18 protein-coding genes are annotated in these 23,648 nt (G+C 71.5%); 10 read left to right on the forward strand and 8 right to left on the reverse strand.

All coding sequences use genetic code 11. From position 1 onward, the window contains the following. Window positions 1-50: 50 nt before the first annotated feature. A complete protein-coding gene (pknB, locus tag ACZ7CF_RS39045) occupies window positions 51-2,039 on the reverse strand; it encodes a Stk1 family PASTA domain-containing Ser/Thr kinase (protein WP_470372198.1) in 1,989 nt (662 codons plus the stop codon). Window positions 2,040-2,116: 77 nt separating this feature from the next. On the opposite strand from pknB, the gene ACZ7CF_RS39050 reads away from it, so the two are divergent. Further along, window positions 2,117-2,482 (forward strand): Rv2175c family DNA-binding protein, encoded by a 366-nt coding sequence (locus ACZ7CF_RS39050; RefSeq protein WP_360398556.1) that lies wholly within the window; start codon window positions 2,117-2,119, stop codon window positions 2,480-2,482. Window positions 2,483-2,639: 157 nt separating this feature from the next. On the opposite strand, the gene mptB is transcribed toward ACZ7CF_RS39050, so the two are convergent. Further along, window positions 2,640-4,091, reverse strand: a complete 1,452-nt coding sequence (gene mptB, locus ACZ7CF_RS39055) for a polyprenol phosphomannose-dependent alpha 1,6 mannosyltransferase MptB (RefSeq protein WP_458433754.1) — start codon at window positions 4,089-4,091, stop codon at window positions 2,640-2,642. 170 nt (window positions 4,092-4,261) lie between these two features. Continuing rightward, complete coding sequence (locus ACZ7CF_RS39060; RefSeq protein WP_470372199.1) at window positions 4,262-5,329, reverse strand: polyprenyl synthetase family protein; 1,068 nt, start codon at window positions 5,327-5,329, stop codon at window positions 4,262-4,264. A 105-nt stretch (window positions 5,330-5,434) separates the two neighbouring features. Between ACZ7CF_RS39060 and metF the strand changes: the two genes are divergently transcribed. Then, window positions 5,435-6,316: a methylenetetrahydrofolate reductase [NAD(P)H] gene (gene metF / locus ACZ7CF_RS39065; RefSeq protein ID WP_360398552.1), complete on the forward strand. Its 882-nt coding sequence runs from the start codon at window positions 5,435-5,437 to the stop codon at window positions 6,314-6,316. On the opposite strand, the gene ACZ7CF_RS39070 is transcribed toward metF, so the two are convergent. Next, the gene (locus ACZ7CF_RS39070) at window positions 6,313-6,966 is read right to left on the reverse strand and encodes a DUF3153 domain-containing protein (protein ID WP_360398550.1); all 654 of its coding nucleotides are present in this window, start codon (window positions 6,964-6,966) and stop codon (window positions 6,313-6,315) included. The two genes, metF and ACZ7CF_RS39070, sit on opposite strands and share 4 nt — an antisense overlap. A gap of 106 nt (window positions 6,967-7,072) precedes the next feature. Between ACZ7CF_RS39070 and ACZ7CF_RS39075 the strand changes: the two genes are divergently transcribed. After that, window positions 7,073-8,725 carry a DUF885 domain-containing protein gene (locus ACZ7CF_RS39075; protein ID WP_360398548.1) on the forward strand — a complete coding sequence of 551 codons (1,653 nt, stop codon included), beginning with the start codon at window positions 7,073-7,075 and terminating at the stop codon, window positions 8,723-8,725. A gap of 120 nt (window positions 8,726-8,845) precedes the next feature. Here the strand turns inward: ACZ7CF_RS39075 and ACZ7CF_RS39080 are convergent, their stop codons facing one another. Beyond that, entirely contained in the window at window positions 8,846-9,346 is a 501-nt protein-coding gene (locus ACZ7CF_RS39080) for a VOC family protein (RefSeq protein WP_360398546.1), read from the reverse strand. 24 nt (window positions 9,347-9,370) lie between these two features. Between ACZ7CF_RS39080 and ACZ7CF_RS39085 the strand changes: the two genes are divergently transcribed. After that, window positions 9,371-10,936: an alkaline phosphatase D family protein gene (locus tag ACZ7CF_RS39085; protein ID WP_360398544.1), complete on the forward strand. Its 1,566-nt coding sequence runs from the start codon at window positions 9,371-9,373 to the stop codon at window positions 10,934-10,936. Here the strand turns inward: ACZ7CF_RS39085 and ACZ7CF_RS39090 are convergent. Next, a complete protein-coding gene (locus ACZ7CF_RS39090; RefSeq protein WP_360398542.1) occupies window positions 10,913-11,650 on the reverse strand; it encodes a maleylpyruvate isomerase N-terminal domain-containing protein in 738 nt (245 codons plus the stop codon). The two genes, ACZ7CF_RS39085 and ACZ7CF_RS39090, sit on opposite strands and share 24 nt — an antisense overlap. Further along, a complete protein-coding gene (locus ACZ7CF_RS39095) occupies window positions 11,647-12,051 on the reverse strand; it encodes an SAV_6107 family HEPN domain-containing protein (protein ID WP_470372200.1) in 405 nt (134 codons plus the stop codon). Before ACZ7CF_RS39095 ends, ACZ7CF_RS39090 begins: the two co-directional genes overlap by 4 nt. Window positions 12,052-12,254: 203 nt before the next feature. On the opposite strand from ACZ7CF_RS39095, the gene ACZ7CF_RS39100 reads away from it, so the two are divergent. The 4 genes from ACZ7CF_RS39100 (at window position 12,255) to ACZ7CF_RS39115 (ending at window position 15,013) form a co-directional block, all read left to right on the forward strand. Further along, window positions 12,255-12,755 carry a YbaK/EbsC family protein gene (locus ACZ7CF_RS39100; protein WP_470372201.1) on the forward strand — a complete coding sequence of 167 codons (501 nt, stop codon included), beginning with the start codon at window positions 12,255-12,257 and terminating at the stop codon, window positions 12,753-12,755. Then, complete coding sequence (locus ACZ7CF_RS39105) at window positions 12,752-13,315, forward strand: GNAT family N-acetyltransferase (protein WP_470372202.1); 564 nt, start codon at window positions 12,752-12,754, stop codon at window positions 13,313-13,315. Before ACZ7CF_RS39100 ends, ACZ7CF_RS39105 begins: the two co-directional genes overlap by 4 nt. An 85-nt stretch (window positions 13,316-13,400) precedes the next feature. Beyond that, on the forward strand, window positions 13,401-14,030 hold the full coding sequence (locus ACZ7CF_RS39110; protein WP_470372203.1) for a GntR family transcriptional regulator: 630 nt from the start codon (window positions 13,401-13,403) through the stop codon (window positions 14,028-14,030). Further along, complete coding sequence (locus ACZ7CF_RS39115; RefSeq protein ID WP_470372204.1) at window positions 14,027-15,013, forward strand: 1-aminocyclopropane-1-carboxylate deaminase; 987 nt, start codon at window positions 14,027-14,029, stop codon at window positions 15,011-15,013. Before ACZ7CF_RS39110 ends, ACZ7CF_RS39115 begins: the two co-directional genes overlap by 4 nt. 792 nt (window positions 15,014-15,805) lie before the next feature. Here ACZ7CF_RS39115 and ACZ7CF_RS39120 read toward each other — a convergent pair. Continuing rightward, window positions 15,806-20,368 (reverse strand): ATP-dependent helicase, encoded by a 4,563-nt coding sequence (locus tag ACZ7CF_RS39120; protein WP_470372205.1) that lies wholly within the window; start codon window positions 20,366-20,368, stop codon window positions 15,806-15,808. A 109-nt stretch (window positions 20,369-20,477) separates the two neighbouring features. On the opposite strand from ACZ7CF_RS39120, the gene ACZ7CF_RS39125 reads away from it, so the two are divergent. Together ACZ7CF_RS39125 and ACZ7CF_RS39130 are read left to right on the forward strand one after the other, a co-directional pair. Continuing rightward, window positions 20,478-22,340 carry an Hsp70 family protein gene (locus ACZ7CF_RS39125; protein ID WP_470372206.1) on the forward strand — a complete coding sequence of 621 codons (1,863 nt, stop codon included), beginning with the start codon at window positions 20,478-20,480 and terminating at the stop codon, window positions 22,338-22,340. A gap of 49 nt (window positions 22,341-22,389) precedes the next feature. After that, window positions 22,390-23,640 carry an MFS transporter gene (locus ACZ7CF_RS39130; protein WP_458433746.1) on the forward strand — a complete coding sequence of 417 codons (1,251 nt, stop codon included), beginning with the start codon at window positions 22,390-22,392 and terminating at the stop codon, window positions 23,638-23,640. The last annotated feature ends 8 nt before the right edge of the window (window positions 23,641-23,648 follow it).

Raw genomic sequence — 23,648 nt, forward strand, 5'->3', positions numbered from 1 at the left:
AGAACGGAGGGCCCCGCGTCGAGAACGCGGGGCCCTCCGTGTTCCCACGGTCAGAGACCGATGATCGTGATCTCGGTACCGCGGCGCACCTTGCTGCGCGGCTGCGGGTCCTGGTTCACGACGGTCGCGTTGCCGCTCTTGTTGAACTCGACCTTGACCTTGAAGCCGAGGCGTTCGAGCTCCTCCTTGGCCTCGCGGACCTTCTTGCGGGTCACGTCCGGCACCTCGACCTCGCTGGTGTCCTCGAAGAACACCGTGACGCGCTTGCTCGACCCGACCTCCAGCACCGTGTTGGCCGCGGGATCGGTCCGGGTGACCCGCAGGTCGTCGGGGTTGCCGCCGTTCTGGCCCGCCTCCACCGGTTCGAGGCCCAGGCGCTGCAGCTCGGCGAACGCCTCGTCCCTCTTCTTGCCCTTCAGGTCCGGCACGGTCACCCGCGGCGCCGGGCCCTTGCTCAGCACCAGCGTGACCGGCTTGCCGATCTCCAGCGCCGTACCGGGCCGCGGGTCGAGCGCCACGACCTTGCCGATCGGCACGGTCTCGTGGAACGCGTCCTTCGCCGGGTCCTTGGTCGCCGTCAGACCGACCGCCTCGACCTCCTTGGTCGCGACCTCCACCTCGACGCCGACGGTCACGAACGGCACGACCGGCTTGCCCCGCGACACGATGAGCTTCACCGACTCGCTCTTGCGCATCTCGGTGCCGTTGCCCGGCTCGGTGCGGATGACCTGACCCAGCGGCACCGTGTTCGACGGCTCCCGCACGACCAGCGGCGTGAGGTCGGCGCTCGACAGCAACCGGGTCGCGTTCGTCTCCGACTGACCCGACACCTCCGGCACGGTCGTCCAGCGGCCCGCGCTGAGGTACCAGGAGAACAGCCCGGCGATCAGCACCAGCACCGCGGCAACGGACCCCCAGATGGTCATCAGCCGCTTCTTGCGCTTGCGCTCCTCCTCGGCCGCGTCAACCTTCTTCTTGCGCTCAGGGGGGCGCCGGCGGGGCGGTTCAGGCCGCTGCATCGTGCGGGTGGCCGTCGCGGCCGGGGGAGGACCGGTGTTGACCGTCGTCATCGCCGACTTGCGCACCGGCGTCGTCGCCTCGGCCACGGCCACCGGCGTCACACCGACGGCCACCGGGACGGGGCGCATCACGACGGTCCTGTCGTTCTCGGGCGCCGTACCGGGAACGGGCACCGGCTGCGGCGTCAGGCCCAGCTCCGCGCCCACGCGTTCGAGCTCGGCGAGGAACGCGTCCGCGTTCGCCGGCCGCAGCGCAGGGTCGCGCCGCGTCGCCTTGCGCACGAGCGTGTCCAGGGCCAGCGGGATCTCGGGGATCGACGGGACGTCCGAGGTCACGTGCCGGTAAGCGACGGAGATGGGGGTCTCGCCGCGGTAGGGCGCCTGCCCGGCCAGCATCTCGTAGAGCACGATCCCGGCCGAGTACACGTCACTGCGCGCGTCCGCCGAACCCGTCTCCACCTGTTCGGGTGAAAGGTAGGCGACGGTGCCGAGGATCTCGCTGTCGCTGGTGATGCCGTTCTCACCGATCGCGCGCGCCAGCCCGAAGTCGGCGACCTTCACCTGGCCGGCCGACCCGATCAGCACGTTCTCCGGCTTCACGTCGCGGTGCACCAGGCCGGCGCGGTGGGCCGCACCCAGCGCGGACAGCACCGGGCCCAGCACGCTGAGCGCCGTGGCGGGAGGGAGCTTGCCGCGCTGGTTGAGCAGGTCGCGGAGGTTGCCGCCGTCGATCAGCTCCATCACCAGGTACACCTGGTCACCGTCGACGCCCTGGTCGTGCACCGACACCACGGCCGGGTGGTGCAGCTGCGCCGACGCACGCGCCTCGCGTTCGAAGCGCGCGACGAAAGCGGGGTCCGCGGTCAGGCGCGGATCCATCACCTTCACGGCGACCTCGCGGTCAAGGCGGGTGTCGCGACCTCGATAGACGGTGGACATGCCACCGCGCGCGAGCACGGAGTCCACCCGGTAGCGCTGCTCCAGCAGTCCACCCATCACGTTCGAAACCGACCTCTCCACAGTGCGAGATGGTAAAGCTCAGGATGACCCGGTTGGCGGAAGGGCGTTCACAGTTGAGTTATGGCATCGTGACCCCCGTGAGTGCGATTCCTGCCGCTGCGGATGTACTGGCTGCCGACCTGGAGGTTCTTCCCCTCCCGGAGGTGGCCGACCGATTGGGACTTCCGGTCACCCGGGTCCACCAAATGCTGCGCGACGGGCAGCTGCTCGCCGAGCGGCGCGACGGCGTCCTCGTCGTTCCCGAAGCCTTCCTCGCCGCCGCGGGGGTGGTGAAGGGGCTGCCCGGCACCATCACGGTGCTGCGCGACCAGGGCTTCTCGACGAACGAGATCCTGCGCTGGCTGTTCGCGGAGGACGACAGCCTCCCCGGCACTCCGATCGAAGCATTGCGCGGAGACCGTGGGCGTGAGGTGAAGCGACGCGCCCAGGCGATGGGCTTCTAGATCACCCGATGCGGCGGTTCCGGGCGTCTCCGCAGACCAGAGACGTCCGGAACCCCTGACCCGACGTGCCCGCCCGCGACGCCGAACGCCGCCGGGTAACGCCGGCCTCATCCGGTGGACGCTCGGGCGAGCACCACCCGGCCTGCTGTGCCGGCGCTCATTCGTAGCGGGTGGACAGGCCGAACGGGTCCGGCTTCACCAGCGACCTCGCCGCGAGCGCAGACACCAGCAACGCGAAGAACAGGTAGCCCCACGAGTACAGCGCGGTGTCGCCGTTGGGGAACGTCACCAGCAGCAGGAACACCGAGGCCAGCGACACCGCCACCAGCGCGCCCGTGGTCCACGCGAACCCGGCGGCCAGCGCCAGCGGCCAGCTGAAGTACCACGGCAGCGTGGCGGGGGACAGCAGCGCGACCGCCAGCATCGTCACCGCGCCGCGGCGGATGGCGTTGCGGACCTCACCGTCGCGCGAGGCCCACCACTGCGTGTACGCGATCCAGACGAGCACGATCGACCCGAGGGCCCGTGCGACGCCGAGGAAGATGCCGCCGTCGACGTAGACGAACCAGTTGACGACCATCCGCACGAAGTCGCCGACCGCGCTCGGGACCGACAGCCAGTTGATGATCATCGACGAGCTGCGCAGCGCCGGGATCCAGCCGAGGCCCACCCCCGCGACGAGCGTGCACGCGAGGAACGCCCCGGCGAACGCCGCCACACCGGGCAGCAGCGCCTTGCGGAACCGGGCGCGCTTGTCGCCCTCCAGCCGCGCCGCCCAGATCCACACCAGGAACGGCACGACCACGACCGCCGTCGCCTTCACCGAGAACGCGAGGCCAAGCAGCACGAAACCCAGCACGTGCCTGCGGTCGAGCACCAGCAGCACACCGGCGGCCATCAGCCCGATCATCAGCAGGTCGTTGTGCGCGCCGCCGACCAGGTGGATCAGCAGCAGCGGGTTGGCCGCCACCAGCCACAGCGCGATCGCCGACTTCCCGCCCAGGTGCCGCGCGATGCCGGGCAGCGCCCAGCACAGCAGCACCAGCCCGCCGGCCAGTGCGAAGCGCATCGCGACGACGCCGAGGATCACGCTCGCGTCGGTGGCCCACACGATCGCCTTCGCGACCAGGATGAACAGCGGCCCGTACGGTGCCGGCGTGTGCTGCCAGACCCAGCTGACGTTGTCGCTCAGGGTGCTCTGCAGCACCGCGGGCCCGACCTCGTACGGGTCGTAGCCGGTCAGCGCGAGCTGGCCCTGCGCGAGGTAGCTGTAGATGTCCTTGCTGAACAGCGGCGGTGCGAACAGCAACGGCAACGTCCACACCGTCACCGCGACCAGCACCGCGAAGTCACCGATCTCGCCCCACCGCACGAGGCGGCCCAGGCGGACCCACGCCCAGATGACGAGGCCCAGGCCGATGTAGAGCACCATGTTGGCCAGGTCGTGGCCGTGGCCGTAGCGCAGCCAGCTCAGCCCGACCTTCGTGAGCAGCGGGTCCCGTTGCAGGATCGCGCCCGCGCCCATTCCGCCCAGCGCGATCAGCGCGACGCCCAGCAGGCCGAGCATGGTCGTGCGGATGGGGATGGCGTAGGGGTTCTTCTCGAGCACAGCTTCAAGAGGCTCCTGTGGAGACACCTCGGAGCTCGTGCGGGGAAGGGACGGGGTTGCAGCCATCGCCCGAACATCGTTGCACAAGGCGCGGAAGCGTCAGCAAGCAACGGCCCCCACTGGTCACGAGGAGTTAATCAGCGCACACGGCCGACGAGCGGCGGTCGTCCTCAGAAGGTCCGCTTCGTCGAGCTGATCGCGAGCTCGGCGAGCTTCGCGGCGGCCGGTTCCGCGACGGGGGCGTCGTCGAGCGCGGCGAGGGCGCTCTTGGTGAGGTCCTCGATGCGTTCCTCGACGGCGTCGACGGCGCCGACCTCGACGAGCTGGCGGCGGACCTCCTCGACGGTGGCGAGGTCGAGGTCCGGCTTGCCGAGCGCGATGTCCAACACATCGGCACCGAACTGCATGCCCAGCGCCACGAGCAGGGTGCGCTTGCCCTCGGCGAGGTCGTCGCCCGCGGGCTTGCCGGTCACCCCGGGGTCGCCGAACACGCCGAGCAGGTCGTCGCGCAGCTGGAACGCGACGCCGATGTCGGCACCGAACGCCCGCAGCCCGTCGACCAGCTCCGGCGAGCCGCCGGCCATCGCCGCGCCCATGTGCAGCGGCCGTTCGACGGTGTAGGCGGCGGTCTTGAGCCGGTCGATCCGCACCGCCGCGTCCGCCGACGAGTCGCCCCGCGCCTGCGTGAGGACGTCGAGGTACTGGCCGGCGAGCATCTCGGTGCGCATGTCCCGCCACGGCTCGCTCAGCCGGCGCAGCACGTCCGACGGCAGCCCGGCGGCGAAGAGCATGTCGTCGGCCCAGGCCAGTGCGATGTCACCGATGAGCACCGCCGCCGACATGCCGAACCGCTCCGGCGAACCGAGCCAGCCCTGCTCGCGGTGCCGCTCGCCGAACGCGATGTGCACGGTCGGCTTGCCCCGGCGCACCGAGGAGGCGTCCATCAGGTCGTCGTGGATCAACGCGCACGCCTGGATCAGCTCCAGCGAGCTGACCGCGGTGAGCACCTCACCGGCGAGCTCGCCGTCGGGGTCGCCCCCCGCCGCGCGCCACCCCCACCACGCGTAGGTCGGGCGGATGCGCTTGCCGCCGCCCAGCACGAACCCGGACAGCGCGTCCACCGCGCTCGCGAAGCTCGGGTCCATCGCCTCGCCCGACGCGCGCCGGGAGGCCAGGTACGTGGTCAGCGCTTCTTCGACGTGCGTGGGCAGTGCGACGTCGACGGGGTGGTGGGACACCCCTCCATGGTCCGCTGTGTCGGGTGCCACCCGCACGTCGGGGCGACCCCGTCCACATCGTGAGCCACCGTCCCACCAGGCGGACGACCCATTAGGGTGGGGACCATGACGTCGGTGGTGGAGCGGCTGCAGGGGCAGTCCCCCAAGTTCTCGGTCGAGTTCCTCCCGCCGAGGAACGCGGACGACGAGCGCGTCCTGTGGACCGCCGTGCGCGAGCTGGAGGCGTTCGACCCGGCGTTCGTCTCGATCACCTACGGCGCCGGCGGTTCGAGCCGCGACCGCACGATCCGCGCCACCGCCCGCGTCGCCCAGGAGACGACGCTGCTGCCGGTCGCCCACCTCACCGCCGTCGACCACTCGGTGGCCGAGCTGCGCAACGTCATCGGCTGGTACGCGGCGGTCGGCGTGCGCAACGTGCTGGCGCTGCGCGGCGACCCCCCTGGCGACCCGATGGGCGAGTGGGTCGCGCACCCGCAGGGCCTGACCTACGCGGAGGAGCTCGTGCGGCTCGTGCGCGAGCTCGGCGACTTCTGCGTGGGCGTGGCGGCGTTCCCGTACGGCCACCCGCGCTCCGGTGACCTCGCGACCGACGTGAAGTTCCTGGTGCGCAAGCTGAACGCCGGCGCGGACTACGCGGTGGCGCAGCTGTTCCACGAACCGGAGCCGTTCCTGCGCATGCGCGACAGCGTGGCGGCGACGGGCTGCACGGCGACGTTGCTGCCGGGGATCATGCCGATCCTGTCGCCACGCGCGCTCACGAAGATCGTGGAGCTGTCCGGCGCCGACCTGCCGGTGGAGCTGGCACGCAGGCTGGACCGCTACGCCGACGACCCGGCCGGGTTCCGCGCGACCGGCATCGACATCGCCACCGAGATGTGCCGGCGCCTGCTCGACGAGGGCGTGCCGGCGCTGCACTTCTACACGATGAACCGGGCCAAGGCGACGCGCGAGGTGCTGGGCCGCCTGGGCCTGGTGACGCGCGCCTAGACCGTCACGTTGCGCTTGTGCGCGAGGAGCGCGAGCACGACGACGATCAGCGCCGCACCGCCGGTGAGACCCGCGACGAGCAACACCCAGCCGAGGAACGAGCTGGAGTTCTCGCCCGCGTACTGCACGGTGGCCTGCAGCATCGACGCCTGACCGGGTTTCGGAGACCACGCGATCGTGTTGTTCTCCTCCTCCCGGCCGTTGGTGTTCACGACCCGGCCGGGGAAGCTGACCTTGACCTGGATGTCCGCGCGTTCCACCGGCACCTGGGTCAGGTCGACCGAGCCCGACAGCGTGACCAGGTCGCCGGAGCGCCGGAAGTTCAGGCTGTAGCGGCTGTTCGACGAGCTGGTGGCGGTGGAGAGCGTGCGCATCTCCTCGAACGACAACCCGTTGAAGAACAGCTGCGTGCCCGCGTACGACTCCACCCGGTACGGCTTGGTGGTGACGCGGCTCGCGAGCTCCGGCGGCACCTTGAGCTGGGGACCGGGGTCGTTGTCCTGCGTGGGCGGGGTGGCCGCGACGATCTCACCCGAGACGCGGTCGTCGTCGGACACGGCCATCGCCGCGTACACGCGAACGCAACCGCTCAACGAGAACAGGGTGAGCAGCAGGAAGACCGGCACGAGCAGTGCCGAGGATCTACGCACGGCGGACATCCTGCCAGGACGGCCGGGACGACGCAGTCCCTCCTTTGGTCGTGAGCTTGACTAACTACCTTTTGGCGTCGATCACCGCGAGGTAGCGTCTGCGGCCATGGCATCCGTGCACGACATCAGCAACAAGTTCGTCACCGACCACGTGGCGCTCGACCCCATCACGGCCACCAGCCTGGGCTTCGCCGGTTCCGACGACCAGCTGACGGACTTCTCCCCGGAAGGGCACGCGGCACGCGACGAGGTCGCCGCCCGCGCACTCGCCGACATCACGGCCGCCGACCCCGCGGATGCTTCCGAAGCGGCGGCGAAAGCCGTGTTCCAGGAACGGGTCGGCCTCGAACGCGAGCTGTACGCCGCCGGCCTCACCGAATCCTCGCTGAACGTGATCGCGAGCCCCATCCAGTCGGTCCGCGACATCTTCGACCAGATGCCGACCGACACGCCCGGGCAATGGGCCACGATCGGGCGGCGTCTCGCGGCGGTACCTGCCTCCCTGTCCGGTCTGCGGGCCTCGCTGTCGGCCGCCGCGGCCCGCGGGAACGTGTCCGCGCTGCGCCAGGTGACCAAGGTGGCCGACCAGTGCGACACGTGGGCCGGCACGTTCTTCGGCTCCTTCGTCGCCAAGGCGGACGTCCCCGGCTCGGTGCGCGCCGACCTCGACTCCGGTGCCGCGGCCGCGTCCGCCGCCTACGCCGACTTCGCCTCGTTCCTGCGCACGTCGCTGGCACCGCTCGCACCCGAGAAGGACGCCGTCGGCGAGGAGCGCTACCGCCTCGGCTCCCGCTACTTCACCGGCTCGAAGCTCGACCTGGCCGAGGCCTACGCGTGGGGCTGGGAGGAGTTCCTCTCCATCGAGGCGGAGATGAAGGAGGTCGCGGCACGGCTCAAGCCCGGCGCCTCGCTCGCGGAGACGGCGGCATATCTCGACGAGCACCCCCGCTACCAGGTGCACGGCCAGGACGGCCTGCGGGCGTGGATGCAGGAGCTGTCCGACAAGGCCCTGCTCGACCTGCGCGACGTGCACTTCGACCTGCCGGACGCGCTGATGAACCTCGAGTGCAAGATCGCCCCGCCCGGCGGTGGCGTCGGCGCCTACTACACGCCGCCGACCGCGGACTTCTCCCGGCCCGGCCGCATGTGGTGGTCGGTCGCCGAGGGCAAGACGGTGTTCCCGACGTGGCGGGAGACCTCGACGGTCTACCACGAGGGCGTGCCGGGGCACCACCTCCAGTGCGCGACGGCGGTGTACCAGTCGGAGAGCTTGAACGACTTCCAGCGCCTCATGTGCTGGGTGTCGGGTCACGGCGAGGGCTGGGCGCTGTACTCGGAACGCCTCATGCGCGAGCTCGGCTACCTCGACGACGACGGCGACCTGCTCGGCATGCTCGACGCGCACCTGTTCCGCGCCGCCCGCGTCATCATCGACATCGGCATGCACCTGGAGCTGGAGATCCCGCAGGGGACCGGGTTCCACCCCGGTGAGCGCTGGACGCCCGAGCTGGGCCTGGAGTTCATGCTCACCAGGACGCTGACCGAGGCCGCGCACGTCCACGACGAGATCGACCGCTACCTCGGCTGGCCCGGCCAGGCCCCGGCGTACAAGATCGGCGAACGCCTCTGGCTCGCCGCCCGCGAGGACGCCCGTGCCCGCAAGGGCGCGGACTTCGACCTCAAGCAGTTCCACCAGCAGTCGCTGGAGATGGGCTCGATGGGCCTCGACACCCTCCGCGAACGCCTCGCCGCGCTGTAGCCGCGTTCAGCAAGCGATGTGCGATGTGCGATATCCGGTATACCGGCGTGAGCACCAGCTGCGCCCCAGCTGACTGATATACCGGATATCGCACATCGGTGGTGTGCAACGCCACACCGGTCAGGACACGGCAGCGGCCCACCGGACGCGGACGCGGTTCGTGAACGGGTCGGCGTCGTCGGTGCGCACGAACTCCAGCCACGGCCCGCCGGCCTCCGGCCGCACCGAGGCGAACCCGTCCCCACTGCGCACCACCGGGTGCCCGGTCGCCCGCGCCGCCGCGAGCGGGTCGTGCGCGTCGACGACCACCGCCGCGATCGCACCGGTGTACTCGGGACGAGGTTCGAGCACGCAGAACTCGTTGCCCTGCGGGTCTCTCAGCACCACCCACGGCACATCGCGCTGTCCGACGTCGGCGTGCTCGGCACCCAGTTCCACCGCCCGCGCCACGATGTCCGCCTGGTTCTGCGGCGAGGTCGACGCCAGGTCGAGGTGCACCCGGTTCTTCTCGATCTTCGGCGCGTCGCTCCACACGAACGTCAGCTCGACCTCGTCGCCCGCGAGCTCGGACCAGAACGCCGCCAGCGCGGAGGGATCTGCGGCGTCGAACGTGATTTCCACTCGTACGAGGGTACTGTCTCGCGGGTGACGAAGCTGGTGCTCGGACCGCTCCTCAGGTACGTCGACTCGACCTCGGCCACGGTGTGGGTCGAGACGGACGCGGCGTGTGAGGTGACCATCGCCGGCCACACGGCGAGGACGTTCCAGGTGGGCCGCCAGCACTACGCCCTGGTGCGCATCGAGAACCTGGGGCCCCGCACCGAGTACGACGTCCGGCTCGACCGCGAGCTGGTCTGGCCGGAGCCGGGCAGCGACTTCCCGAAACCGGTCATCCGCACCGGCCGGGTGCGCCGCATCGCGTTCGGTTCCTGCCGCGCCGCCCCCGACCAGCCCCTGGGCCCCGACGCCCTCGACGCCTTCGCGCAACGGCTGATGCGCCAGCCGGAGGAGGAGTGGCCGCAGGCGTTGCTCCTGCTGGGAGACCAGGTCTACGCCGACGAACCGACCGAGGGCACCAAGCAGTGGCTGCGCGAGCACCGCCGCGGTTCGGAGGAACCCGACGGCGAGGTCGTGCACTTCTCCGAGTACGCCCGGCTCTACCACGAGACCTGGGGCGACCCGGAGATCCGCTGGCTGCTGTCGGTCGTGCCGACGTCGATGATCTTCGACGACCACGACGTGCGCGACGACTGGAACACCTCCTCCGCCTGGAAGCAGCGGATGCAGGACAAGCCGTGGTGGCGCGACCGCATCCGCGGCGCGCTGTCCTCGTACTGGGTGTACCAGCACATCGGCAACCTCGCCCCGGACGAGCTCGCCCGCGATCCCTTGTACGCCAAGGTGAAGGCACAGGGCACCGACGTGCAGCCGATGCTGGAGGAGTTCGCCGAGCAGGCCGACAAGGAGAACGAGGGCCGCAAGTCCACGCGGTGGAGCTACCGGCGCGACTTCGACCGCATCCGGCTGCTGATGATCGACACGCGCTGCGGTCGCATCCTGGAGGACGACCGCAGGCAGATGGTCAGCGACGCGGAGTTCGAATGGCTCGAACGCAACTCCGAGGGCGACTACGACCACCTGCTGATCGGCTCGTCGCTGCCGTGGCTGATGCCGCACGCCCTCAGCCACTTCCAGTCCATCAACGAGGTCGGCGCGCGCAAACCCGGCTGGCAGGGCAAAGCCGCCGAGCAGGTCCGCCAGGTGCTCGACCTGGAGCACTGGCCCGCGTTCCGCGAGTCGTTCGACCGGCTGACCCGGATGATCCGCAACGCGGCCGACAACGGCTGCGCCACCGTGAACGTGCTGTCCGGCGACGTCCACCACAGCTACGTCGCCGAAGCCGACTTCCCCGTGCCCGCCAAGGCAACGGTGACGCAGCTCGTGTGCTCGCCGGTGCACAACGAGGCGCCCAAGGCGTTGCGCCCGGCGTTCCGGCTGTCGTGGTCACGCGGCGCCGGACGGGTGTTCCGCCGGCTCGCCACGTTCGCCGGTGTGCCGGAGGACGTCGTGCGGTGGCGCAAGACCACCGGCCCGCACTTCGGGAACTCCGTGGCACTGCTGGACTTCGACGGCCGCCGCGCCCGCTACCGGCTGATCTCGGCAGCGGGCGGGGAGACCGCCTCGGTGTCACTTGGTCGCGAGCCGCAGTAGCGCCCACAGCTGCGCGATGGCGTCGTGGTCGCCGTAGACCTCGATCATCCGGTCGGGCAGGCGACCCCACAGCCAGCGGTACATCGTCATCGGGCTCGCCGTCACCAGTGCGTCGGCGTGGTCGGCCTCCTCCGGTTCGACCCGCCACGCCGAAGCGCCCTGCGGCCCGCACCGGGTGAGCCACACGTGGTCCTCGACGCGCACGGCGACCAGCTCGTCACGCGACCCCCGCACACCGAGGGTGTCGAGCTTGTGCCCCAGCCACAACGTGAGCACCTCGTCGACGCCGTCGAGCGCGACCTCGTCGCCGACCGGACCGGCCGCCATGCCCGCGGCGCCCTGCACGTCCATGCGGTGCACCGTGGTCTCGTGCGCGAGCCGGCGCCGCCAGAAACCGTAGTTCCGCTGTTCGGGCCACCACGTCGCGCACGGCTCGTCCTCGTCGTGCGCGGCGAGCTCCGCGATCACGGCCTCGGCGCCCGAACGCGTGAAGTCCAGCAGGTCCTGCCCGTCCGCGGGGTGGCGCTGCCACTGCCGCGGCTCCTCCCCGACGCGCAGGTACTCCGACGTCCAGTGGTAGCCGCTGCCGACGTGCCGCACGGTCTCGCCCAGGTTCAGGCCGGGACAGGCGGGCACGCCCTTGTGCGTGGGCTGGCCGAGCGCGGACATGACGAGCAGATCAGCCTCACGCCGCAACACTTCCAGTGCGTTCACCGCCTGCCCTCGTTCATCACGTGACCCACCAGACCGACGAACTGCTCGGTCTGCCTCACCAAGTCGTCGGCCGTGCGCGCGTTGACGTGGCGTGTGATCCCCGCGAGCACAGCGGCGCGCGTCGAGGACCACTCCGCGAAGAACGCCGCCCACTCCCGCATCTCCGGTGCTATCGCGGCAAGCAACACCCACGCGCTCGTAGGCCTGGAACGCCCGCGGTGCGGGCGTCCGCGCAACGCGAGCACCGCCGCCGCGGCGCGCAGAGCGGCCAGGTAGGCGGCGGCGAACCGCTCCGGTGGGTCGAGGGTGCGTTCCGCCTCGGCGAGCGAGTCGCGTGCCTGCTGCAGCAACGCGAGCGCTGAAGCGGGGGGCAAGGGGATCGGGAAGGCTGGTGCTGACATCTCGGCCTCCTCGTGGCGTCGGTGAACGACGTCTCCGCCGAGGGGAAGCCGGCGGCTCTCGGAGGTGGGGTGCTTCCCCCACCCCACCTCCGAGGCATTGTGCGACTCGAACACATGTTCGAGCCCTCTCCAGCGTAGCTCCCGGCCGATGGATTCCTCAACCCGGCCCACCGCTCAGCGCCCGCTCGTGGTCTGATGGTGTGGTGAGTGCTGTCGAAAACCCTGCGGAGCACCCCGGGATCCGCAAAGTCGCCGCCGCTCTGTCGCCCGCCGCCGCGGCGCGCATCGTCGTGCTGTCCGACGCGGTGCGCACGGCGGCCGCCGCAGCCGAGGCGGTGGGGGTACCGGTGGGCGCGATCGCGAACAGCCTGCTGTTCGCCGCCGTCCGCGACGGCGTCGCGACCCCGCTGCTGGTGCTGACCTCCGGCGCGCACCGCGCGGACACCGCGCTGGTGGCCGGGCTGGTGGGCGCGGACGCGGTCAAGCGCGCCGACCCCGACTTCGTGCGCGAGCACACGGGCCAGGTGATCGGCGGCGTCTCCCCGGTCGGGCACCCGGCGCCGATCGAGACGCTGGTCGACGAGTCGCTGTCGGGCTACGAGGAGGTCTGGGCCGCCGCCGGGCACCCCCGTGCCGTGTACCCCACGACGTTCGCGGAGCTGGTCGAGCTGACCGGCGGCCGCGTGGCGGTGGTCGCGCAATGACCGCGTCGCCACGCCTGGAGCGCATCGTCGAGATGAGCGCCGCCGAGCTGAACGTGCGACTGAGCGAGGCGCTCGAGCTGTACGTGACCGCGATGAACTACCCGCCCGGCACCGTCGAGCAGCGCGCCCCGATGTGGCTCGCGCACATGATGCGCGAGGACTGGCGCTGCGTGGTCGCGGTGGGAGAGCAGGACGAGCTCGTCGGCATCGGCTACGGCTACCGCGGCGCCACCGGGCAGTGGTGGCACGAACAGGTGCGGCGCGGCCTCATGGCCGTCTCGTCGCCCTCGGTCGTCGACGAGTGGCTCCAGGACTACTTCGAGCTCACCGAGCTGCACGTGCTGCCGCGCGCCCAGGGCCGTGGCCTCGGCGAGGAGCTGCTGCGCAGGCTGCTGGACGGCGTTTCCTCCTCGCGCGTGCTGCTGTCCACCCCCGAAGGCCCGAGCAAGGCGTGGAAGCTGTACCGCCGCGTCGGGTTCCAGGACGTGCTGCGGCACTACCAGTTCACCGGCGACCCGCGCCCGTTCGCCGTGCTCGGCCGCACTCTGCCGGTCACCTAGCTCTCGTCGTCCCACTTCCCGGCCGCAGCACACCTCGTGCTGCGGCCGGTTGCGTTTGCCTGTGACCCACCCTACTCTCACCAATATGCAATATATTGGATATGGGTCGCTGAAAGAGCGAGCTGCGGCGGAGATCAGGTCGGCGATCGTGCGCGGCGACCTCGAACCGGGCACCGCCATCAAGGACGTCGAGCTGGCCCAGAAACTCGGCCTCTCCCGCACCCCGGTGCGCGAAGCCCTGGCGACCCTCACCGATGAAGGCCTCGTCGAGACCAAACCACACGCCTACACCCGCGTCACCGCACTGGAAGCAGAACCCGTGCGCGACGCCCTCGTCGTCGTCCAGACGATGCACGCCCTCGCCGCCGGCCTCGCCGTCCCCCGGATGACCGACGACGACTTCGCCGCCATGCACACCGCCAACAAAGCGTTCAAGAAGGCCCTCGACGCCAACGACGCCGTAGCCGCCCTCGCCGCCGACGACGAGTTCCACGCCGTCGCCGTCCACCGCTGCGACAACTTCGCGATCACCGCCACCATCGACCGCTTCACCCCACTCGTCCGCCGCGCCGAGCACAACCGCTTCTCGTCCCCCCACGCCCGCCACTCGGTGACCCAGCACCAGCAGATCATCGAGGCCTGCGAACGACGCGACGACAAGCAGGCCGCTCTTCTCGTGGACGAGAACTGGGGCACCCTCCTGGAGGAGCTGTGAACAGGTTCCCGCTGCTCTTCGGCCCGTCCCCGGTCCACCGCCTCGACCGCCTGACCGCCCACCTCGGCGGCGCCGCGATCTGGGCCAAGCGCGAGGACTGCAACTCCGGCCTCGCCTACGGCGGCAACAAGACCCGCAAACTCGAGTACCTCGTCGCCGACGCCCTCGCCACCGGCTGCGACACCCTCGTCTCCATCGGCGGCATCCAGTCCAACCACACCCGCCAGGTGGCCGCCGCAGCCGCCCGCGCCGGCCTCAAAGCCGTGCTGGTGCAGGAAAGCTGGGTCGACTGGACCGACACCGGCCACGACCGCGTGGGCAACATCCTGCTGAGCCGCATGATGGGCGCCGACGTCCGCCTCGTGAACGCCGACTTCGGCATCGGCGTCAAACCCGCCTGGGAACAGGCCATCAACGACGTCCGCGCCGCCGGCGGCACCCCCTACCCGATCCCGGCAGGCGCCTCCGACCACCCCCTGGGCGGCATGGGCTTCGCGACCTGGGCCGACGAGGTCCGCGAACAAGAAGCTCAGCTCGGCATCTTCTTCGACACCATCATCGTCTGTTCGGTCACCGGCAGCACCCAGGCCGGCATGGTCGCCGGCTTCGCAGGCGACCCCAACCGCCGCGTCCTGGGCATCGACGCCTCCGCGAAGCCCGCGGAAACCCTCGCCCAGATCACCCGCATCGCCCACAACACCGCCAAGCTCCGCAACACCACGGTGTCCGAAGAGGACATCCTCCTCGACGACCGCTTCCACGCCGGCGTCTACGGCCTGGCCGACGACACCACCCTCGACGCCATGCGCCTCGGCGCCCAGCTCGAAGGCATGATCACCGATCCGGTCTACGAGGGTAAGTCCCTGGCCGGCCTCGTCCACCTCGTGAGCTCAGGCGAGATCGACCGCAACTCCACCGTCCTCTACGCCCACCTCGGCGGCCAACCCGCACTCAACGCCTACAGCTCCCTCTTCCCGGCCTGATGCTCGTTGCCTGTCACTCCAACGGGTGAACCTTGTCCTGATCCGCCCTGTCTGTCGTCTTCTTCCACATGCACCCGCCGAACGATGTCCTGATCCGTCAGTTCGCCCGCCCGCAATGCGGAGGAACGCGGGGGTGCGGCCAGGGTTCGGATTTGAGGTGAGGAGGAAGGTCGACGAGCAGACACGGTTCGAGCCAGCTGACGGAAGCCGGGTCAGCACGGCCAGTGCCGAGTGAGATAGGTGGAGTTGCAGGGCGGGTGAGATGTCAGCGCGGGTTGTCGACTGTGGACTGTCGTCGATGAGTGGGTGGCATCTGCGACGTGGTGAGTCGGGAGTGCTCGGCTCGGCGGGCTGGGCTCGGCGGTAGCGCAGGATCGGGTGTCGCACTTGGATTGGAGATCGTGCTGGGTGAAGCGCGCCCATCGAGTCAGCCAACGCTGCTCGGGTCGGCATCAGCAGGCTTGTTGAGCCGGACCGGGTGATCGGGCACCAGCGGAAGTTTGCTGGCTGCACCTGACCAATCGCACTCGGCCAAGTGGTGCCGCGCCAAGCCGTGCGTGCCTGCTCGCGCCGCGCTCCGCTAACCCGCACCTTTCTGTCACGCCGCACTCCGGACGACCTGCGCCCGGCCGGCCTGCGCCCCGGCCAACTCGCGCCCCTGCCAACCCGCGTCCCGCCAACCTGGACCCTCGCCACGCCGCGGCCCGGCCAATCCGCGCCCCGGCCAACTCGCGCCCGGCCACAGCCGCGCGCCACCCATGCTGCCTACGCCAATCCGGCTCTGGGTAGGGATCACGCGCGGAGGCGGAGGCCCTTCGGGGTGGCGCGGAAGCCGGCCTCTTGGAGGACGGTGGCCAGGTGGGAGGTGAGGGCGGATTCGCCGTCGGCGCGTTGGACGGCCAGTTGGCCCAGCCAGCCGTCGCGGACTGCGCGGCTCAGGGCGGTTGCGGCGGTGCGGAGGGTTTGGTCGTCGTCGGTGAAGGAGAGCAGGGACTTGCCGCCGCGTTCCACGTAGAGGGCCGGGGTGCCGTCGACCAGGACGGCCAGGGCACCGGCTTTGCGGGCGGGGCGGTGTTTGCCTTCGCCGAGTGGGGTGGGCCAGGTGAGGGCGGCGCCGTAGGGCTGGGCCGGGTCGGCTGCGGCCAGGACCACGGCGGGCTGGTCCGCCTGTGCGGGTTGGCCCGGGGAGCGGGAGAGGGTGCGGAGGCGGTCGACGGCGCCGCGGGCGGCGAACTGGGCGGCGCCCAGGCCTTCCACGACGTAGCCGCGGATGACCTGACCGGACTCCTCCATGGCGCGCAGGACGCGGTAGACGGAGCTGAAGCCGCCGGTCACGCGTTCGGTGTCGAGGGCGCCGCGGGTGAGGACGCCGTGGCGTTCGAGGAACGACTCGGCGCGGGCGGCGGCGCGGCGGGTCGGGTCGGCGGCCGGGGCGACGGCGAGGGACCAGCGGCCGGCCGCTGATGGCGGGCCGGTGCGGGAGGGCAGGTCGGGACGGGCGGCGCGCAGGCGGGCGTAGCGGCCGCGCGGGGTGGCGCGGCGGGACTTGTGGGCGGCGCCGCCGCCGGAGACCAGGGCGCGCAGCGGGGCCAGGGTGTCGTTCGTGGCCAGGCCCGCCCAGACCAGGTCCCAGAGGGTGCCGACGACCTCGGCGTCGGTGCACTGCACGGACAGCGAGGTGCGGTCGACGACCTGGCGGAAGAAGAGCGCGCCGCCGGACAGGGACTCCAGTACCGCGGTGTGCAACGGGGACTCGGGGATCGACTCCGGCACCAGGTCGGGCAGCAGCAGGTCGGCCACGTCGGTAGGGGCCAGCGCGATCCAGCCGTCGCCACCGGACAGGGAACCGCACCCGGTCCAGGTGACCTCGCCGGACGCGGTCAGCTCGTCGAGCAGGGCCGGGTAGTAGCCGGGCAGGCGCGACGGCAGCAGCAGCGACTCCAGCGCACTCGCGGGCAATGGGGCGCCGGCGAGCTGTTCGACGACGGAGAACACGTCGTCGGCGGTCGGGGCGGAGCGCAGGCGGCGGCCGAGACCGTGCCACGCGGGCAGGAAACGGCCGAGCGCGGCGGGCTCGACCGGCTCGACCTCGGAACGCAGGCGGGCCAGGGAGCCGCGGCGCAGGCGGCGCAGCACGTCGGCGTCGCAGTACTCGGTGTGGGTGCCGCCGGGGCGCAGCTCACCGCGGACCAGGCGGCCGGTGGCGGCCATGCGTTCCAGCACACCCGTCACGACGGCCACACCCAGGCCGAAACGGGCCGCGGGCTCGGTGGCGGCGAACGGGCCGTGGGTGCGGGCGTAGCGGTTCAGCAGGTCGCCGAGCGGATCGGCGACCGGTTCGGTGAAGGCCTCCGGGACACCGACAGGCAGTGCCACGCCCAACGCGTCGCGCACCCGGCCCGCGTCCTCGATGGCGATCGTGCGTTCCTCACCGGCGATGCGGACGCGGATCGCACGGCGCTCCGCCACCAGCTCGTCCAGCCACTCCCGCGGCACACCGCGCTCCGCCGCCTCCGCGTCGGAGAGGTCTCCCAGGAACCGCAACAGGTCCGCGGTGTCCTCCGCGTGCCGGGGACGGCGGTCCGCGGACAGGCGCTGCAGGCTCTGCTCGACCTCTGCGACCACCTCGGGGTCGAGCAGCTCGCGGATCGCCTCGGAGCCCAGCAGCTCGGCCAGCAGCGTCGAGTCGAGCGACAACGCGGCCGCGCGGCGTTCGGCGAGCGGCGCGTCGAGCTCGTAGAGGAACATGCCGACGTACCCGAAGAGCAGGCTGCGGGCGAACGGCGACGGCGACGGCGTCTCCACCTCGACCACGCGCACCCGCCGCGCGCGCACGTCCGACATCAGCTCACGCAGGCCCGGCACGTCGTAGACGTCCTGCAGGCACTCGCGCATCGCTTCCAGCACAACGGGAAAACGCTCGTACTTCGAGGCCACCGACAACAGCTGCGCCGAACGCTGCCGCTGCTGCCACAACGGCGTGCGCCGGCGCGGGTCGCGACGGGGCAGCAACAGCGACCGGGCCGCGCATTCGCGGAACCGGGCCGCGAACAACGCCGAGCCACCGACCTCGGCGACCACGATCTGCTCGACCTCGTCCGGGTCCAGCAGCACGTCCTCCGCGCTCGCGGTGACCTCCTGCCCGTCGGCGTCCAGCGCGTCGGGCAGCCGCAGGACGATGCCGTCGTCCGAGTGCGCCGTCTGCGCCTCGACCCCGCGCCGCTCCCGCAACCGTGCCGCGATCGCGAGGGCCCACGGCGCGTTCACCTGCGCGCCGAACGGCGAGTGCACCACGAGCCGCCAGTCGCCCAGCTCGTCGCGGAACCGCTCCACCAGCACGGTCCGGTCGTTCGGCACGTGCCGCGTGGCCTCCCGCTGCTCACCCAGGTACGCCAGCAGGTTGTCCGTCGCCCACTCGTCCAGCCCCGCCGAGGCCGCACGGGCACGCGCCGCCGCGTCCTCCATCGTGGACACCTCGCGCAGGAACTTCCCCATGGCACGGCCCAGTTCCAGCGGCCGGCCCGGCGCGTCGCCCTTCCAGAACGGCATCCGCGCCGGCTGGCCGGGAGCGGGCACCACGATCACCCGGTCGTGCGTGATGTCCTCGACCCGCCACGACGACGTGCCCAGCAGGAACGTGTCGCCCACCCGCGACTCGTAGACCATCTCCTCGTCGAGCTCACCGACCCGCGACCCGGGACCGTTCTCCGACGGCGGCGTCATCACCGCGAACAGCCCGCGGTCGGGGATCGTGCCGCCGGAGGTGACCGCCAGCCGCTGCGAACCAGGACGGCCGCGCAGCTCGGAGTTCACCCGGTCCCACGTGATCCGCGGCCGCAGCTCGCCGAACTCCTCCGACGGGTACCGGCCCGACAGCATGTCCAGCACCGCGTGCAACGCCGAGTCCGGCAGCCCCGCGAACGGTGCCGCCCGCCGCACCAGCGCCGTCAGCTCGTCGACCGGCCACGCCTCCATGGCCACCATCGCGACGATGTGCTGCGCCAGCACGTCCAACGGGTTGCGCGGGAACCGCACCGCCTCGATCGCACCGCTCTGCATCCGCTCGGCCACCACCGCGCACGACACCAGGTCGCCGCGGAACTTCGGGAACATCACGCCCCGCGACACCGCGCCCACCTGGTGACCCGCGCGGCCGACGCGCTGCAGCCCCGACGCGACCGACGGCGGCGCCTCCACCTGCACCACCAGGTCGACCGCGCCCATGTCGATGCCGAGCTCCAGCGACGACGTGGCCACCACGCACGGCAGCCGCCCCGACTTCAGGTCCTCCTCCACGGCGGTGCGCTGCTCCCGCGACATCGACCCGTGGTGCGCACGGGCCACCGACGCGGACTTCTGCACCGTCAGCCCCGACTGCCCGATCGCCTCCGCCGGGAACGACTCCGGCCCGGTGCCCTCCGCGGCCGCGGCAGCCTCCTCGTCGAGCTCGTTCAGCCGCGCCGTGAGTCGCTCCGCGAGCCGGCGCGAGTTCGCGAACACGATCGTCGACCGGTGCGCCCGCACCAGCTCCAGGATCCGCGCCTCGACCGACGGCCAGATCGACGTGCGCTGCTCGGCACCGGCCGCCGACCCCGACACCTCACCCGTCGGCTGGCCGAGCACCGACATGTCCTCGACCGGCACCTCCACCTCGACCTGGATGGTCTTCGGGGTCTTCGGCTGCACCACCGACACCGGCCGCCCACCGGCGAGGAACGTGCTGATCTCCTCGACCGGCCGCACCGTGGCCGACAGCCCGATCCGCTGCGCCGGCCGTTCCAGCAGCGAGTCCAGCCGTTCGAGTGACAACGCCAGGTGCGCGCCGCGCTTGGTGCCCGCCACCGCGTGCACCTCGTCGACGATCACCGTCTCCACCCCGCGCAGCGACTCCCGCGCCGAGGACGTGAGCAGCAGGAACAACGACTCCGGCGTCGTCACCAGCACGTCCGGCGGGGTCCGCCCGAACGCCCGCCGCTCCTCGGGCGACGTGTCACCCGTGCGCATGCCCACCGTGATCGACGGTTCCGCCAGCCCCAGCCGCTGCGCTGCCTGCCGGATGCCCGTCAGCGGCGCCCGCAGGTTCCGCTCCACGTCCACGGCCAGCGCCTTCAGCGGCGACACGTACAGCACCCGGCACCGCCGCCGCGGCTCCTCCGGGACCGCGGCCGACGCCAGCCGGTCCAGCGCCCACAGGAACGCGGCCAGCGTCTTGCCCGAGCCCGTCGGTGCGATGACCAGCGCGTGCTCGCCCGCCGCGGCGGCCGCCCACGCACCCGTCTGCGCCTGGGTGGGCGCCGCGAAGGCCCCGGCGAACCACTGCCTGGTCGCCGGTGAGAATGCCTTCGTCACGTCCATGGAGACCATCATGACGCCGGGGTCTGACAATTTCTGATTGCGCAGGTCCGAGCACCCGCCGGAGCCCCCTGTGGCACGATCACCCCCGAACGTCTGTGAGGGGAGACCGGTGCGCGTCCTGTCCGTCGACCTGGGCACCGCCAACACGGTTGCGGTGCTGTCTGACCACGGTGTCGTGGATGTGGACGGAGGGCCGACCATGCCCTCGTCGGTCTACCTCGACGAGGACGGCACCCTGCTCGTCGGCAGGGAGGCCGAACGCCGGTCCCGGCAGGACCCGTCGCGCTACGAGGCCACGCCCAAGCGCCACATCGACAAGCCCACGATCAAGCTCGCCGGCACGCAGCTCCCGCTCAACGACGCGCTCGCGGCCGTCTACGCGCGCGTGATGGAGGCGGTGACCCCGCTGCTGCAGGGCGGGCAGCTCGACGAGATCCGCCTGACCCACCCGGCCGAATGGGGCCCGACCAGGCGCAACAAGCTCCTGTCCGCCGCACGGCTCGCGGGCATGACCGGTGAGCTCGTGCCCGTCCCCGAGGCCATCGCGGTGGCCTCGCTCGGCGGTGGCCGCCCGCTCGCGGTCTACGACTTCGGCGCCGACACGTTCGACGTCTCCGTGCTCGACGCGGAGCACCGCATCCTCGCCGACGGCAGCCTCAGCGACGTCGGTGGCCTGGACGTGGACGAGGCGCTGCTGGAGCACATCGGCCGCACCGTCTCGCACAAGGACCCGGCCGGCTGGCAGCGGCTGCTGCGCCCGGTCACCACCGACGACCACCGCGCCCGCCTCGGCCTGCGCGAGGAGCTGCGGCTCGCGAAGGAGGACCTCTCCGAGCTGCCCCAGGTCGAGGTGATGATGCCGGAGCCGTTCGAGAAGGTCGTCGTCACGCGCGGCGAGCTGGAGGCGCTGATCCGGCCCAGCCTGATCCGCAGCACCGAGCTGCTCATCTCCACCGTCCGCAGGGCCGGCGTCACGCCCGAGCACGTCTACCTCGTCGGCGGCTCCTGCCGGATGCCGCTGGTCGCGCAGACCATCGCGGAGAAGGTCGGCATCGTCCCGACCAACCCCGACCACCCCGAGACCATCGTCGCGTCCGGTGCCCTCGCCGTGGACCGCGCGACGATCACCCTGAAGGCCGAGGACGACAAGCCCCGGTACGACGAGCCGCCCACGGTCGTGACCACGCCGGTCAGCCCGGCCGTGAGCGCTCCGCACCCGGTCGGCCCCACCACCAGCGGCTCGTACCCGGTCGGCCCCACCGCGAGCGGTTCGCACCCGGTCAACCCGAGCACCAGCGGCGCCTACTCCGCCAGCGGCAGCTACCCGGTCACCGGCCCCTACCCGGTGAACCCGTCGGTCAGCGGCAGCTACCCGATGAACTTCCCCGTCCCCCAGCAGGTGCAGAAGAAGGACAACAAGAAGGTCCTGCTCGGCATCGGCGGCGCGGTCGTGCTGGTCGCCGGCGTCATCGGCGCGGTCTTCGCGCTGTCCGGCCCCGACCTGCCCAGCGCCGACGAGTGCAAGGACGACGTCACCCAAGACGGCCAGGGCTTCACCCGCTGCCTGCGCCAGCTCGCCGGCACCGTGCCCGACGGCGGCGGCTGCGAGAAGGCCGACTCCGCTCAGATCACCGGCATGGACGAGATCAAGGGCACGGTCGTGAGCTGCGCGGTCCGCGACGGCTACGAGGTCCAGTACATCCTCACCGACAGCGTCACCGGCGCCGAGAACAACGCCGACGCCGTCGTGAGGTCGTTCCAGACCGACCGGGTCGAGGCCGACTGGACCGGCAACGGCCTGGAGGGCACCTACCGGGCGGCCACCTCGAACGGCACCGGCGTGCTGGTCTTCACGGCCAAGGGCCGCCCCATGTTCGGCATCCTCACCAAGCACGCCGAGGAGAACGCCGACGAGCTCAAGCCCGACGAGGTCGCCGACTTCTTCGAGAAGTCCGTCCAACCGGGGGAGTAACCGCAACGGCCCTGTCGGCGGGGCGCCCCGGCGTGCCACGATCGCGATCATGGTGACCGTCGCGCCGCAGGTCGAACGCGTGCAGCGCAAGGTCGTTCGGGTCCTGACCGGCACCCAGATCATGGGGTCGGCCGCGATGACGATCGGCCTCGCGATCAGCACGCTGATCGCCGCGTCGCTGTCCGGGTCCGACGCCGTCGGCGGGCTCGCGCAGACCGCGGCCGTCGCCGGAGCCGCACTGCTCGCCCTGCCCGGCGCCCGTCTCGCACAACGGCGCGGGCGCCGCCCGGCGTTGACCCTCGGCTACGGCATGGGCGCTATCGGTGCGTTGGTCGCCGCTGTCGCCGTGGCCCTCGGATGGTGGCCCATGTTGTTAGTGGGACTCCTCCTGTTCGGCGGTGCGTCGAGTGCGAACCTCGCGGCTCGTTATGCCGCAACGGATCTCGCGCACCCACAACGCCGTGCGCGTGAGCTGTCGCGCGTGGTGTGGGCGGCCATGATCGGCGCGATCGTCGGGCCGAACCTCGCGGATCCAGCCGGTCGGGTGACGGCCGCGATCGGGCTGCCGGTGGGCGTCGGGCCGTTCGTCCTCTCCGCGCTGGTGCTCGGGATCGCGGTGCTGGGCATCCAGCTCGGCCTGCGCCCCGACCCGTTGGTGGTGGTCAGGAGCACCCGGCCGGTGCAACCGGCGCACTGCTCCGGCGGCGGGGCGCCCGGTGGGGTGCGGATCTGGGGATCGCTCGGGCCGATGGCACGGCTTGCACTCGTTGGGGTGATGTTGTGCCACACGGCGATGGTCGGGCTGATGTCGATGACACCGGTCCACATGAACCACGCCGGGTCGTCGTTGCGCGTGGTCGGCATCGTGATCAGCCTGCACGTGGCCGCGATGTACGCGGCGAGCCCGTTGTTCGGGTGGCTGGCGGACCGGCTGGGCCGGGTGCCGGTGCTCGCCATCGGGGCGTCGCTGGTCGTGGCGGCCGCCGCGATCGCGGGCATGGCGCCCTCGCACGACGCCCCGCAGCTCGCTGCGGGCCTGGTGGTGCTCGGGTTCGGCTGGTCGGCGGGGCTGGTGTCGGGGTCCGCGCTGCTCACGGAGTCCGTGAGTGTGGACGAGCGCCCCGCGGCGCAGGGGCTGTCCGATCTGATGATGAACGTCGGCGGCGCCGTGGGCGGCGCAGTGGCCGGTGTCGTCGTGACGGCGTGGTCGTACGCCGCGCTCGGGCTGATCGTGGGGTTCACCGCGCTGCCGCTGCTCGTCGTCTGCCTCTTCGCGTCGCTGCGCAGGACCGCCCGTTAAGGTCTGTG

It is taken from the genome of Lentzea sp. NPDC036955 (assembly GCF_055608005.1).